The sequence below is a fragment of the Cupriavidus sp. 05T41 genome, from assembly GCF_056396525.1.
The window spans coordinates 63,677-77,488 of the sequence record NZ_JBFTLQ010000013.1 but is presented as its reverse complement, the minus strand read 5'-3'; the positions used below and the strand labels follow the sequence as shown (position 1 = coordinate 77,488).

Genomic DNA, 13,812 nt, shown 5'->3' with positions numbered 1-13,812 from the left:
CGCAAAGCCGCCACCCGGTGCATCCCTGCGGCGCCGCGCGCCCGGCCCCGAGTGGTGCCGGCAGTACCTTGCGCGGCCGCCGCGTTGCCGATCACCGATGCGATCAATCCGGCGGCGCCTGCCAGATCGCGGATTGATCGCATGGCTGGACCGCGCGGATGGCATACCGGTTGCACAAGTCTCCACGTCGGCCCCCCGGCCGATCGATCGATCGACGGATCGCTTGATCGACTGAACCACCAACGAATTGGAGCAAAACATGCCCGCAGTGAACAAACCGGCCCACCAGAAGGGCGATTTCCTGGTCGACTACGAAGAGAAGGTCTTCGAGGACGTAAAAGCCGAGCGGGGCGAGAAGGCGCTGGTCACCTTCCACACCGTGGCCTTCGAAGGCTCGATCGGCTTCGTCAACATGCTGCAGGCCACCCGCCTGCAGCGCAAGGGCTTCGAGACCTCGATCCTGCTGTATGGCCCGGGCGTCACGCTCGGCCTGCAGCGCGGCTTCCCCACGCTGGGCGACGAAGCCTTCGCCGGTCACCTGAACTTCAACAAGCAGCTCACCAAGTTCATGGACGAAGGCGGCAAGGTCTACGCCTGCCGCTTCGCGCTGCAAGCGCTGTACGGCCACGGCGAAGCCTCGCTGATCGAAGGCATCCGCCCGATCAACCCGCTCGACGTGCTCGACCTCCGGCTCCTGCATCGCAAGGAGAACGCACTGATCGTCGACACCTGGACTGTTTAAGTAAAGAGAGGCGGGTATCACCATGTCACAGAAACGCATCGTGCGCGCGGCCGCGGTCCAGATCTCCCCGGACCTCGAGAACGGCGAGGGTACGCTCGGCAAGGTCTGCGAAGCGATCGACAAGGCCGCCCTGGAAGGCGTGCAACTGATCGTCTTCCCCGAGACCTTCGTGCCGTATTACCCGTATTTCTCCTTCGTGCGGCCGCCGGTGCAGTCCGGCAGCGACCACATGCGCCTGTACGAGCAAGCCGTGGTGGTACCCGGCCCGGTCACGCACGCCGTCGCCGAGCGCGCGCGCCGGCACGGCATGGTGGTGGTGCTCGGCGTCAACGAGCGCGACCACGGCAGCATCTACAACACCCAGCTGATCTTCGACGCCGATGGCCGCCTGGTGCTCAAGCGCCGCAAGATCACGCCAACCTTCCACGAACGCATGATCTGGGGCCAGGGCGACGCTGCCGGTCTCAAGGTCGCCGACACCGCCGTCGGCCGCGTGGGCGCGCTGGCCTGCTGGGAGCACTACAACCCGCTGGCGCGCTACGCGCTGATGACCCAGCACGAGGAAATCCATTGCAGCCAGTTTCCCGGCTCGCTGGTGGGCCCGGTCTTCGCCGAGCAGATCGAGGTCACCATCCGCCACCACGCGCTGGAATCGGGCTGCTTCGTGGTCAACGCCACCGGCTGGCTGACCGAGCAGCAGATTGCCTCGGTGACCACCGACCCGGGCCTGCAGAAGGCCCTGCGCGGCGGCTGCAACACCGCGATCATCTCGCCCGAAGGCCAGCACCTCGCCACGCCGCTGCGCGAAGGCGAAGGCCTGGTGATCGCCGACCTGGACATGTCGCTCATCACCAAGCGCAAACGCATGATGGACTCGGTGGGGCACTACGCGCGCCCCGAACTGCTGAGCCTAGCCATCAACGACCGGCCGGCCGCCACGTCCTCGGCCATGGCTTCGGCCATGAGCACCGCATTCGCCAACTTCAACGGGAGCACCCAACATGCACTCCAGCGAGACGACGCCGGCCTCGAGCCGGCAGTTGATGACTGAGCTTCAATCTGTCGGGATGCGCCTGGAAGACCCCCGTGCCGGCGCGGCCAGCCGCCGCGGCGGGGCGGGCCCTTCGGACCACAAGGCAGTGACCATCGACGGCGTGACCATCATGGTGCCGGTGCATACCAGCACGGCCTGGGACTCCCCGTTCGTGGCCTCCGCCCCGGATGCCCGGGGCGAGGTGAAGCTCTCGCGCGGCACCATCCCCATCGCCAGCATCAGCTTCCCGAAGGCGCCGCGCTTCTATGCGATGCAGACCATGGAAGGCATCCCCTACTCCCACATCGCCACGCTGCACGGCGCCGACGTGCTGGCCACCACCGTGCTGCAGACCTGCATCCGCTATGAAAGCCGGCGCAAGACCTGCAAGTTCTGCTCGATCGGCCAATCGCTGGCGGCCGGGCGCACCATCGCCCGCAAGACCCCCGAGCAGCTGGCCGAGGTGGCCCGCGCGGCCGTGCTGCTCGACGGCGTCAAGCATATGGTGCTGACCACCGGCACGCCGCCCACGCCGGACCGCGGCGCCAGCATCCTGTGCGACAGCGCGTTCGCCATCCGCGCCGCGGTCGACCTGCCGATCCAGGCGCAGTGCGAGCCGCCCGACGACGACCGCTGGTTCGGCCGCATGCGCGCCGCCGGCATCGACACGTTGGGCATGCACCTCGAAGTGGTCACGCCCGCCGTGCGCGAGCGCATCATGCCGGGCAAGGCCTCGGTGCCCATCAGCCGCTACATGGAGTCGTTCAAGGCGGCGGTAGCGGTGTTCGGGCGCGGCCAGGTCAGCACCTATATCCTGGCCGGCCTGGGCGACACCGCCGAGGCCATCCTGTCGATCTCGCGCGAACTGCTCGACATCGGCGTCTACCCGTTCGTGGTGCCCTTCGTGCCGATCTCCGGCACGCCGCTGGAAGACCATCCCGCGCCCACGCCCGAGTTCATGAAGTCGGTGCTGCAGCCGCTGGGCGCGATGGTCGGCGCGGCCGGCATGCGCTCGGCCGACATCAAGGCCGGCTGCGGCAAGTGCGGCGCCTGCTCGTCGCTGTCGTCCTACGAAGGATTGCCAGCATGAAAGCCGATCTCTGCGTGGAAGTGCCGGCCGCCGACGTCTTGCGCGTGCGCTGGGCCGATGCAGCCTGGGAAGCCGAGCAGGCCTACCGCCTGCGGCAGGCGGTGTTCTGCGACGAGCAGGGCATCTTCGCCGGCGACGACCGCGACGCCGTCGATGACGTGGCCCAGTTGCTGGTAGCGGTGGCGTCCCGGCCCGGGCAGGCGGACCAGGTGGTCGGCACGGTGCGCATCCACGAGAGCGAGCCCGGCGTGTGGTTCGGCTCGCGCCTGGCCGTGGACGCCGCCTTCCGCCGCCACGGCAAGATCGGCGCCACGCTGATCCGCCTGGCCGTCAGCAGTGCCAACGCGCTGGGCTGCCAGCGCTTCCTGGCCCACGTGCAGAGCCAGAACGTGCCGCTGTTCCGGCGCCTGCACTGGAGCGTGCTGTCGGAGGAAACGCTGCTGGGCCATCCGCACCACCTGATGCAGGCGGACCTCAATATGTATCCGCCCTGCCATACGCCGCGCATAGGCTTCGTCGCCGAAGGCAGGGCCGCACGATGACCCTCGACGAACTCGTCCAGGCGCAGCGCGCCAGCCGCGGCTTCGGCCACAAGACCGATATCGCCGGCATGCTCTCCTCGCTGGGCAGCGCGCTGCCCAACGGCGCGCGCGACCTCGCACAGGCCGTGGCGGTGGGCGACGACTGCGCCGCCATTGCCGACGGCGACGACTATCTGCTGTTCGCCATCGAAGGCATGGTCAGCGACTTTATCCGCACCATGCCGTGGTTCGCCGGCTACAGCGCGGTCATGGTCAATATCAGCGATGTCTATGCCATGGGCGGGCGCCCGCTGGCCGTGGTCGACGCGATCTGGAGCCAGGGCGTGGCCGACGCCGCCGAGGTGTTCAAGGGCATGGCCGCGGCGGCGTCGCGCTATGGCGTGCCGATCGTCGGCGGACACAGCAATGCCCGCAGCGACCAGGCCCAGCTCGCGGTGGCCATCCTTGGCCGCGCCACGCGCCTGCTGTCGAGCTTCGCCGCGCGTCCCGGCCAGCGCCTGCTGATGGCGGTGGACCTGCGCGGCGCCTTCGTCGAGCCGTATCCCTACTGGAACGCTTCCACCGAGGCGCCGGCCCAACGCCTGCGCGGCGATCTCGAGATCCTCCCCGCGCTGGCCGAGGACGGCCTGTGCGGTGCCGCCAAGGACATCAGCATGGCCGGCACGCTCGGCACGGCGCTGATGCTGCTGGAGTGCTCCGGCGTGGGCGCCAGCATCGACCTGGCGCGCATTCCCATGCCGCCCGGCGTGGACATGCAGCGCTGGCTGACGGCCTTCCCCAGCTATGGCTTCCTGCTGGCGGTGGACGAACAGGACGTGCAGGCCGTCAGCGCGCGCTTCGGCGCGCGCGGCATCGCCTGCGCGGACATCGGCGCCATCGACGCCTCGCGCACGGTGCAGGTCAAGCGGCATGGCGAGCGCGCCTTGCTGTGGGACTTCGCCCGCGACGCCTTCATCGTTCCGCGCGACGCGGAACCGCTCACCGCATAAGGAGTACCCATGCCAGTCACGCATTTCCGGGTGCAATGGCCGGACCACAGCCAGGCTACCTGTTATTCGCCGTCCTCCGTCGTCACCGAGTACTTCGCCGCCGGGCAGGACTATCCGCTGGAAGACTTCCTGGCGCGCGCGCGGCAGGCCCTGGGCAGCGCCTCCGAGCGGGTCATGGCCAGGTACGGCTACGCCTGCTCCTCGGCCATGGACCAGCTCGGCCAGATCGAGACCACCGCGGCCAGATGGCAGGCCCAGCCCGGCGCCACCGTGCGCGTGCTCGGCTTCGGGCGATAGCCCCCACATACGGCACCCGCAGTTTCGTTTCATCGATTTCATTTCATCGATTTCGTCTCACCGATTTCGTCTCACCGAACGCCAAGAAGGAAAACCATCATGTCCAGCACACACAGCCAAAGCCAGGCCAGCGGGGCCGCCGCAAAGCATTACAGCGTGATCGTGGTCGGGGGCGGCCAGGCGGGCCTGTCCATGAGCTACTACCTGCAGCAGGCAGCCATCGACCACCTGGTGATCGAAAAAAATACCATCACGCACACCTGGCGCAAGCAGCGCTGGGACGCCTTCTGCCTGGTCACGCCCAACTGGCAGTGCGCCCTGCCCGGCTACCCCTACCAGGGCGACGATCCCCACGGCTTCATGAGGAAGGACGAGATCACCGCCTACCTGGATGGCTTCATCGCCATGGTGAACGCCCCCGTGCTGGAGCACACCGAGGTGCGCCGCGTCCGGCCGCGCGAGCGCGGCGGCTACGAGGTCTCGACTTCGCAGGGTGACTTCACCGCCGACCAGGTGGTGGTGGCCTCGGGCGGCTATCACTCGCCCATCGTGCCGCGCATGGCCGAGCGCCTGCCGGCCGGCATCCGCCAGATCCAGTCGTCCGAGTACCGCAGCCCGCAGGCGCTGCCCGCGGGCGGCGTACTGGTGGTGGGCTCGGGCCAGTCGGGCGCGCAGATCGCCGAAGACCTTCACCTGGCGGGGCGCGATGTTTACCTGGCCGTGGGCGAGGCACCGCGTTGCGCGCGCTTCTACCGCGGCCGCGACGTAGTGGACTGGCTCGCCGACATGCAGTACTACGACATGCCGGTGCAGGAACATCCGCTGCGCGAAGGCGTGCGCGACAACACCAACCACTATGTGACCGGGCGCGACGGCGGCCGCGACATCGACCTGCGCAAGTTCGCCACCGAGGGCATGGAGCTGTACGGGCTGCTGCAGGACTACCGCGACGGCAGGCTGCACTTCGCGCCCGACCTGGCGGCCAACCTGCAGGACGCCGACGACACCTACAACCGCATCAACGCCGGCATCGACAAGTACATCGAGAAGCATGGCATCGCTGCGCCGCCGGCCAGCATCTACGAGCCCGTATGGCAGCCCGCCGCGGAGCGTACCGCGCTGGATCTGGCCAGCGCGGGCATCGGCACCATCATCTGGTGCATCGGCTTCCGCCCGGATTTCAGCTGGCTGGAAGCGCCGGTCTTCAACGGCCGCGGCTACCCCGGCCACGTGCGCGGCGTCACCGCCCAGCCCGGCCTGTACTTCCTGGGCCTGCCCTGGCTCCATACCTGGGGATCGGGCCGCTTCTCGGGCATCGCGCGCGATGCCGAGCACCTGGCTGGCCAGGTGCGCGCCTCGCTGGCCAGCGAAGCCCTGGCCGCCTGACATGCACCGCGCTCGCACCCGCTACGTGGCGGGCATGCCGCAACTGTCGTACACGGGCCTGTCGGAAAACTGGCTGCTGAAGACCTGCGGGGACCTGCACTGGCAGGGCCTCGCGGCGCTGGCCGGGCAGCCCGTGCCCGAGTTCCGCGACGCCGGCGGCCACAAGTCCTACGCCGCCTTCCTGGCGATCCGCGTGCGCGAGGCCGCGCTGGAGACGATGGGCGAGCATGCGGCGTTCGCCATCGACACCGGGCTCCAGCGCGTGACCGGCGCGCGCCACCACAGCACGCACCGCGTCATGGCGGGCGACGCGCGCCGCGCCGAGGTATCGATGATGTCCACCTTCATCCGCCGCGAGCGCGAGCGCGACAACCGCTCGGTGGTGCGCGCCGCCTTCGGCCCCGCGGCCGAGGCGCCGCTGGCGCAGGCCACCGAGATGGCAAGCCTGGCCAAACGCTTCCGCGCCGCCGACTGGGGCGCGCACCTTGGGCTGGCGCAGGACACGGCGCCCGCGCGCCATACGGCCGAGTACCTGCCCTGCCCGTACACCGACTTCAACGGCGCCGACCTGCTTTACTTCGCCAGCTTCCAGGCCATCGTCGACCGCGCCGAATGGCAATGGCAACGATTCGACGAGCCGCCGGCGGTATCGCAGCGCGACCTGTTCTTCCACGGCAACGTCAACCTGGGCGATGCGCTGGAGCTGTCGTTCAGCGCCGTGCAGAGCGGCCCCGCCGGGCTCGCCCACTGGTGCGAGATCCGCCGCGCCAGCGATGGCGAGAAGATCGCCGACGCGGTCACGCGCAAACGCTGGAGAACGAGATGACAGCGCAGGACAGCACCACCCTCGCCATGCCCGGCGGCGACCACGGCGTGCCCCGGCGCGCCGTCTATGCCGCCGCCGACCTGGACGGCATCGCCCACCTCGGCACCCCGCCCGGCGAGGCGCCCTTCGTGCGCGGCGTGCACCGCACGATGTACGCGGGCAAGCCGTGGACCGTCCGCCAGTACGCCGGCTTCGCCGATGCCACGGCCTCCAACCTCGCCTTGCGCACCGCGCTGGAACAAGGCGCGCAGGGCCTCTCGGTGGCCTTCGACCTGCCCACCCACCGCGGCTACGACTCGGACCACCCGCTGGCGCAGGCCGATGTCGGCATGGCCGGCGTGGCGATCGATTCGGTCGAAGACATGAAGCGGCTGTTCGAGGGCATTGCGCTGGACCGCGTCTCGGTCTCGATGACCATGAGCGGCGCGGTGCTGCCCGTGCTGGCTGCCTTCCTGGTGGCCGGAGAAGAAAGCGGCGTGCCGCTGGCGCGCCTGAGCGGCACCATCCAGAACGACATCCTCAAGGAGTACATGGTCCGCAACGCCTGGATCTTCGGGCCGGCGCCGTCCATGCGCATCGCCGGTGACGTGGTGGCCTGGCTGGCCCGGCACGTGCCGCGCTTCAACGGCATGTCGATCTCCGGCTACCACTTCCAGGAGGCCGGCGCCGACCCGGTGCTGGAACTGGCGCTGACGCTGGCCAATGGCCAGGCCTATGTCGAGGCCATCCGCGAGCGCGGCATCGGCGTGGACGCATTCTGCGGCACGCTGAGCTTCTTCTTCGGCGTCGGCAAGGACTTCTACCTGGAGATCGCCAAGCTGCGCGCCGCGCGCCTGCTGTGGTGGGAGATCATCCAGGCCGCCGGCGGCACCAGTGCGCGCGCCGGCGCGCTGCGCATGCACTGCCAGACCTCGGGCTGGTCGCTCACCGCGCGCCAGCCGCAGAACAATGTGGTGCGCACCACGGTGGAGGCGATGGCGGCGGTATTCGGCGGCACGCAGTCGCTGCATACCAATGCCTATGACGAAGCGCTGGCGCTGCCCGGCGCCGACGCCGCGCGCCTGGCGCGCGACACCCAGCTCATCCTGCAGCGCGAGATGGGCCTGTGCGAGGTGGCCGACCCGTGGGCCGGCTCCTACATGATGGAGTCGCTGACCCGCGACGTGGCCGACCAGGCACGCGCGCTGATGGCGCAGATCCGGGCGCGCGGCGGCGTGCTCGCCGCGCTCGAATCCGGCTGGGTGCACGCCATGATCGCGCGCAGCGCCGCGCGCACCCAGGCCCGCATCGATGCCGGCCATCAGGCCATCATCGGCGTCAACCAGTTCGAGGCGCCGGATGAGGCGCCGGCCTGCTTCGCGGTGGACGGGCGCGCGGTGCTGGGCGCGCAGGCGCAGCGCCTGGCCACGCTGAGGGCAAGCCGCGATCCGGCGGCGCTGCAGCGCGCCTTGTCCGCCCTCACGGCGGCAGCCCGCGACGGCGGCGGCAACCTGCTCGCGCTCAGCGTCGACGCCATGCGCTGCCGCGCCACGGTGGGCGAATGCACCGCCGCGCTGGAGCAGGCGTGGCCGCGCCACCGGGCCAGCCCCGTCTTTGCCGAAGGCGAGTATGGCGGCGCGCGCGCCGGGGATGCGGCCTGGGAGCAGGCCGTCGCGCGGGTGCGGGCGCTGGGCGCGCGGCTGGGCCGGGCGCCGCGCATCCTGGTCGCCAAGCTGGGGCTGGACGGGCACGACCGCGGCGCGAAGGCCGTTGCCGCGGCGCTGTCAGACGCCGGCTTCTCGGTCACGCTCGGCCAGCTTTTCCAGCAGCCGGAAGAGGTGGCCGCCGAAGTGGCACGCGGCAGCTTCGACGCCGTGGGCGTTTCCACGCTGGCCGGCGCGCATCTCGCGCTGCTGCCCCGCCTGCTGCAGGCGCTGCGGGCCAGGCAGTTGCAAACCCCCGTTTTTGCCGGCGGCATCGTGCCCGACGGCGATGCGCGCATGCTGCTCGGACTCGGCGTGCGCCGCATGTTCGGCCCGGGAACCGCGATGGACGTCATCGTCCGGCAGATCGCCGTTGTACTGGAGGACGTCGCACATAGAGATCCGGCGCGGCCGGGTGCCCTGCATGCAACTGCCTGACAGGCTGCGCCTTCCGGCGCGCTGACCCGGGTCGGCTCCAGGGCACACGGGTGGCCCCGGCACCGCCACGTGTCAGACGGTCCCCGATTGCCATGCCTGCCAGGGCGACCCAGAATGCAGGTATGCCCTGGCCAGGTACCACGCCGGCAACCAGGCAATAGTCAGGAGAAACAGTCAGGAGATCGAGATGACAGTCCGCAATATCCACGTCGTCCCCCACGGCAACGGATGGGACGTGATCCACGAAGGGGCCAGGTATGCCGACTCGCATCACGACTCGCAAGAGGATGCCATCGAGGCTGGCACGCGCGATGCACAGCGCGAACGCGTCGAGTTGCTGATCCACGGGCAGGACGGCCAGGTCCGCTCGCGCAACAGCTATGGCGGAGATCCGCGCGGGGTGGAGGGCTAGGTTTGCCGCCCTCGCCCGGCTTTAGCCTTGTCTCTGGCTTTTCTTGCGCGCCTTCGCGTCCTCGCCGGGTTCTCCAGCGTCGCCAGAGTCTCCGGGCTCTCCAGCCTGCTCAGGCACTTCAGGCTCGGAGGGCTTGGTGTGACTTCCCACCGTTCCCCGCCAGGCCGGCATCGCGCGCTGCGTTGGCGCGGACCCTGCGTCCTCCCGGATCATCTCGATCAGTGCGCGTAATCCCGCCGGCACATGGCGGCGGCTGGGGTAATACAGGCACAGGCCGCCAAACGGTGGCGTCCAGTCTTCCAGCACCCGCTGCAAGGTGCCCGCGGCGAGGTCCGCGGCGACATTCCATTCGGTCAGATAGGCCAGCCCCAGGCCTGTGCGTACCGCCTCGAGCATCAGCGAGGCATCGTCCAGCGTCAGCGCGCCCTGGACATCGATGCTCATCGATTCGCCATGGCGCGCGAATTCCCAGCGGTAGAGCGCGCCGCTTGGCATGCGCGTGCGGATGCAGCTGTGCGCGAGCAAGTCGGCGGGCGTGCGCGGCACCGGATTGGCGGCGAAGTAAGCCGGGCTGCCCACCACGGCAAAACGCTGCGGCGACCCCAGCGGCACCGCGACCATGTCCAGCGGCAGGCTCTCGGCAAGGCGGATGCCGGCATCGAAGCCGGCCACCACGATATCGACCAGGCGGCCTTCGGTGACGATATCCAGCTTCATCTCCGGATAACGGCGCAGGAAGGCCATGAACAACGGCATCGCCTGCAGGGCGGCACCCACCGCGGTATTGATACGCAAGGTGCCGGAGGGCGTATCGCGAAAGCTGCCCGCCTGCTCCATCGCGCCGCGGATCGTCGATAGCGCAGGCGCAACGCCGTCGACGAACTGCGCGCCGGCCTCGGTCAGCGAGACGCTGCGCGTGGTGCGATGAAACAGCCGCACGCCGATGCGCGCCTCCAGCGCGGCAATGGCGTGGCTCAGCGCCGAGGTGGAAACGCCCAGCTCCGTCGCCGCGGCACGAAAACTGCGCAGGCGCGCCACGGCGATCACGCCTTCGAGTTCACTGAGTCCCGATGTCTGCATTATCCCAATCTGTTCAACAGTCCATGCGAAATTATATGGCTAGACCGGCTAATTAGCAGGGCTTATCGTTGAGCCCATGTTGCTACGCGTCCTGCGCATTCCCGGAGTCTTCATGCATCGCATCGATCAGATCTACATCGACGGCGCCTTCGTCACCCCGCACGGTGAAGAGTGGTTCGACCTTTTCAATCCCGCCACCGCCGAGGTCATCGGCCAGGTGCGGCTGGCCGACGCGCAAGATGCCCGGCGCGCCATCGCCGCCGCCAGGCGGGCCTTTCCCGCCTTTTCGCAAACCACCAAGGCCGAGCGCATCGGCTGGCTGCGGCGCATGCACGCCGCGATGCTGGCGCGCGAAGACGAACTCTTCGAGGCCATCGTCGAAGAATATGGCGCGCCGGTATCGCGCGGGCGCTGGATGGCGCAGCACGCCTCCAGCGTCCTGCTGGAAGCCGCCAAAGTGCTGGAGGATTATGCGTTCCGGCGCACCATGGGCACGGCGGAAGTGGTCATGACGCCGCTTGGCGTGGCCGGGCTGATCACGCCATGGAACAGCAACGGCGGCTTTATCTGCGGCAAGCTGGCCGCAGCCGTGGCGGCGGGCTGCACCGCCGTGATCAAGCCCAGCGAGATGAGCGCCATCCAGACCCGCATCGTCACCGAGGCGCTGCATGAGGCGGGCCTTCCACCCGGCGTGTTCAACATCGTGACCGGGCGCGGGGACACCGTGGGCGCCGAGATCAGCGCGCATCCCGATGTGGCCAAGGTATCGTTCACGGGTTCCACCGCTGTCGGCAAGACCATCCTGCGCGTCGGCGCCGACACGCTCAAGCGCGTCACGCTGGAGCTTGGCGGCAAGTCGCCCGTGCTGGTGCTCGACGATGCCGACCTGGCGCATGCCGTGCCGCTGGCGCTCCAGGCCGGCTTCATGAACAGCGGCCAGGCCTGCGTTGCCGGCACGCGCATCCTGGTGCCGCGCGCGCGGCTGGACGAGTTCGAGGCGGCCGTGGTGGCGGAGGTGGCCCGCACCCGCAGCGGCGACCCGCGCGACCCCGGCACCGCCATCGGCCCGATGGTGAGCGAAAAGCAATGGCAGCGCGTGCAGCGCTACATCCGCATCGGCATCGAAGAAGGGGCGCGGCTGCTGGCCGGCGGCGAGGGCCGGCCCGAAGGCGCGGGCAAGGGCTGGTTCGTGCGCCCGACAGTGTTCAGCGGCGTGCGCAATGACATGACCATCGCGCGCGAGGAGATCTTCGGCCCGGTCCTGTCGATCCTGCCTTACGGCGACACCGAGGAGGCCATCGCCATCGCCAATGACACCAGCTACGGCCTGCAGGCCTATGTGCTGTCGTCGGATGCCGCCCGCGCCCGCGCGGTGGCGCAGCGCATCGAGGCCGGCCGCGTGCTGGTCAACACGCTGGCCCACGAGCCCGCCGCACCGTTCGGGGGATTCAAGCAATCGGGCATCGGCCGCGAATACGGCACGTTTGGCCTGGAAGCCTTCATGGAACCGAAATCGCTGCTGGGCGTGGCCTGAGCGGGCTGGCCAGCGGGTGCACGGGGATCAGGCCGGGTTCCGTGCGACCGGGCCGCACCTGCACGGTGCCAGCCTGGCCGTTCCCCGACAGTTCCCCGACGGTTCCGCGACAGTTCCGCGTCTATTCCTGCGAACTGGCAGAAATGACCGAGACATTCACCGCGGCGATGCCCAGCGGCTGGCGCTCGGCATCGCTTGCCGCCGAGGCGCCGGTCCATGCGCGCAGGGTCTGCCCGAGCGACTGCAGCACCGCGCTGCCATCGGTGGATTCCTGCTCCAGGCCCAGCAGCACTTCGAGCGAGACGCTGTGTTCACCGGCCTGCTGCAAGCGCGCGTCGAGTTCCGCGAGCACCGCATGGACGGCATTGGCCATCTGCAGCACGAAGCCGCGCTGCGCGCCCAGGGACTGGTATTGCGGGCGGATCCAGGATTCCACCAGGGTGACGAAGACCACGCCGGTCTCGTCGGCATTGATTTCGAAGGCGCAATAGCCCGCCGGATCCAGGTCGTGCGCGAGGATCAGGCGGTAGAACAGCACCTGGCCGCACACGTCGTCGCTCTCCATGTCCATCTCGAAGGCCTGGCCCGGCTCCCAGTCTTCGCTGTCGAGCACCTCGCCGCTGGCCTCGGCGTCGCTCTGCGCGGCCAGCAGGCCGCGCAGCCTCCCCAGCACCTCGTCACGGCCCGGGGCCTCGGGCGGCTCGGTATAGATCGCGAAGCGGTTGCCCTCGCCGCGATCGATGAACCCGGTGCCCATCAGCGGCGCGAGTTGCAGCGGCAACGGCTCCTGCAGGGCTTGCCGCAGGGTGTTGGTATTGGAGGCAGAAGTCATGGGTGTGGAAGGGGCGGGATGACGATCGGAAAAAGTAGCGCCGAGTTTGCCACAGATGTGGCGCCGCAAGCCATTGCACCGTCGGCGGGCCGGGCGGCGTGCGCTGTGCCACAATCCACAGCGCGCGCCGCTGCCTTCCCCGCAAGACACAGATCCGGGCACCGGCCGCAACCAGTTCCTCTTGCCAGAAAAGGAAACAGCATGTCGACCCGCCGTCAGTTCCTGAAGACCGTGCCGCTGGCCGTGGTGGCGGGCCTTGGCGCCAGCGCCGCCGCGCACGCGGCATCCCCCGTGCTCGACGAGAAAGACCCGCAGGCCGTCAGCCTCGGGTACAAGGCGGACACCCGCAAGGTGGACCAGGCCAGGTACCCCAGGCACGCGGCCAGCCAGACTTGCGCCAACTGCCAGCTGTTCCAGGAAGGCAGCAGCCCTGCCGCCGGCAGTTGCGTGCTGTTCGGCGACAAGCAGGTGGCGGCCGCCGGCTGGTGCAGCGCCTGGGAACAAGGCTGAGTCAGCGCCCGCGGGCGCAACCGGAGAGCCAACTAGGAAGCCCCGTCGGCGTCCCCTGCCGATGCGCCGCCCTGCGCTTCCCATGGCCGCCCGCGCGTGCGCGGGTCCACCGGCAGGCGCTGCTGCATGGCCGCCTTGGCCAGCATATGCGCGCTGATCGGCGCGGTGAGGAACAGGAAGGCCGTGATCAGCAATTCGTGCAGGCTCAGCCCGTCGCCCCCGGTGCTGAAGCACACCACCGACGCCACCACGATGCTCCCCACGCCCAGCGTGGTCGATTTGGTCGGCCCGTGCAGGCGCATGTAGAAATCGGGCAGCCGGAACAGGCCGAACGCCCCGACCAGGGTGAAGACACTGCCCACCAGCAGCAGCACGCAGGTGGCGATCTCGGCAACGGCGCTCATGACGTCTCCCTTGCT

The 13,812-nt window shown here is 69.3% G+C and carries 15 protein-coding genes; 12 read left to right on the top strand and 3 right to left on the bottom strand.

From position 1 onward, the window contains the following. Positions 1-259: 259 nt before the first annotated feature. The 10 genes from AC1DKV_RS10960 to AC1DKV_RS10915 all read left to right on the top strand — a co-directional run bounded on the left by AC1DKV_RS10960 (position 260) and on the right by AC1DKV_RS10915 (position 9,437). Positions 260-742, top strand: a complete 483-nt coding sequence (locus AC1DKV_RS10960; RefSeq protein WP_441620239.1) for an MSMEG_0572/Sll0783 family nitrogen starvation response protein — start codon at positions 260-262, stop codon at positions 740-742. 22 nt (positions 743-764) lie between these two features. Beyond that, positions 765-1,793: a Nit6803 family nitrilase gene (locus AC1DKV_RS10955; protein ID WP_441620241.1), complete on the top strand. Its 1,029-nt coding sequence runs from the start codon at positions 765-767 to the stop codon at positions 1,791-1,793. Next, the gene (locus AC1DKV_RS10950; RefSeq protein ID WP_441620243.1) at positions 1,786-2,865 is read left to right on the top strand and encodes an MSMEG_0568 family radical SAM protein; all 1,080 of its coding nucleotides are present in this window, start codon (positions 1,786-1,788) and stop codon (positions 2,863-2,865) included. The genes AC1DKV_RS10955 and AC1DKV_RS10950 overlap by 8 nt, the downstream gene beginning before the upstream one ends. Beyond that, the gene (locus AC1DKV_RS10945) at positions 2,862-3,407 is read left to right on the top strand and encodes an MSMEG_0567/Sll0786 family nitrogen starvation N-acetyltransferase (RefSeq protein ID WP_441620245.1); all 546 of its coding nucleotides are present in this window, start codon (positions 2,862-2,864) and stop codon (positions 3,405-3,407) included. Before AC1DKV_RS10950 ends, AC1DKV_RS10945 begins: the two co-directional genes overlap by 4 nt. After that, on the top strand, positions 3,404-4,396 hold the full coding sequence (locus AC1DKV_RS10940; RefSeq protein WP_441620247.1) for a sll0787 family AIR synthase-like protein: 993 nt from the start codon (positions 3,404-3,406) through the stop codon (positions 4,394-4,396). The genes AC1DKV_RS10945 and AC1DKV_RS10940 overlap by 4 nt, the downstream gene beginning before the upstream one ends. A gap of 9 nt (positions 4,397-4,405) precedes the next feature. Next, complete coding sequence (locus tag AC1DKV_RS10935) at positions 4,406-4,693, top strand: MSMEG_0570 family nitrogen starvation response protein (RefSeq protein WP_441620249.1); 288 nt, start codon at positions 4,406-4,408, stop codon at positions 4,691-4,693. Positions 4,694-4,792: 99 nt separating this feature from the next. Then, complete coding sequence (locus tag AC1DKV_RS10930) at positions 4,793-6,079, top strand: MSMEG_0569 family flavin-dependent oxidoreductase (protein WP_441620251.1); 1,287 nt, start codon at positions 4,793-4,795, stop codon at positions 6,077-6,079. A 1-nt stretch (position 6,080) separates the two neighbouring features. After that, complete coding sequence (locus tag AC1DKV_RS10925) at positions 6,081-6,905, top strand: Pnap_2097 family protein (RefSeq protein WP_441620252.1); 825 nt, start codon at positions 6,081-6,083, stop codon at positions 6,903-6,905. Then, positions 6,902-9,025, top strand: a complete 2,124-nt coding sequence (gene scpA / locus AC1DKV_RS10920; RefSeq protein ID WP_441620254.1) for a methylmalonyl-CoA mutase — start codon at positions 6,902-6,904, stop codon at positions 9,023-9,025. The genes AC1DKV_RS10925 and scpA overlap by 4 nt, the downstream gene beginning before the upstream one ends. A gap of 187 nt (positions 9,026-9,212) precedes the next feature. Then, a complete protein-coding gene (locus tag AC1DKV_RS10915; protein WP_441620256.1) occupies positions 9,213-9,437 on the top strand; it encodes a DUF2188 domain-containing protein in 225 nt (74 codons plus the stop codon). 21 nt (positions 9,438-9,458) lie between these two features. On the opposite strand, the gene AC1DKV_RS10910 is transcribed toward AC1DKV_RS10915, so the two are convergent. Continuing rightward, positions 9,459-10,517: a LysR family transcriptional regulator gene (locus tag AC1DKV_RS10910; RefSeq protein WP_441620258.1), complete on the bottom strand. Its 1,059-nt coding sequence runs from the start codon at positions 10,515-10,517 to the stop codon at positions 9,459-9,461. A gap of 112 nt (positions 10,518-10,629) precedes the next feature. Here AC1DKV_RS10910 and AC1DKV_RS10905 point away from each other — a divergent pair, with 112 nt between their 5' ends. Then, a complete protein-coding gene (locus AC1DKV_RS10905) occupies positions 10,630-12,051 on the top strand; it encodes an aldehyde dehydrogenase family protein (RefSeq protein ID WP_441620260.1) in 1,422 nt (473 codons plus the stop codon). 121 nt (positions 12,052-12,172) lie between these two features. Here the strand turns inward: AC1DKV_RS10905 and AC1DKV_RS10900 are convergent, their stop codons facing one another. Then, the gene (locus tag AC1DKV_RS10900; RefSeq protein ID WP_441620262.1) at positions 12,173-12,883 is read right to left on the bottom strand and encodes a hypothetical protein; all 711 of its coding nucleotides are present in this window, start codon (positions 12,881-12,883) and stop codon (positions 12,173-12,175) included. A 201-nt stretch (positions 12,884-13,084) separates the two neighbouring features. Between AC1DKV_RS10900 and AC1DKV_RS10895 the strand changes: the two genes are divergently transcribed. After that, positions 13,085-13,393: a high-potential iron-sulfur protein gene (locus AC1DKV_RS10895; protein WP_441620264.1), complete on the top strand. Its 309-nt coding sequence runs from the start codon at positions 13,085-13,087 to the stop codon at positions 13,391-13,393. Between the two features lie 32 nt (positions 13,394-13,425). Here AC1DKV_RS10895 and AC1DKV_RS10890 read toward each other — a convergent pair whose 3' ends face one another. Further along, entirely contained in the window at positions 13,426-13,797 is a 372-nt protein-coding gene (locus tag AC1DKV_RS10890; protein WP_441620266.1) for a Na+/H+ antiporter subunit G, read from the bottom strand. Positions 13,798-13,812 lie beyond the last annotated feature (15 nt).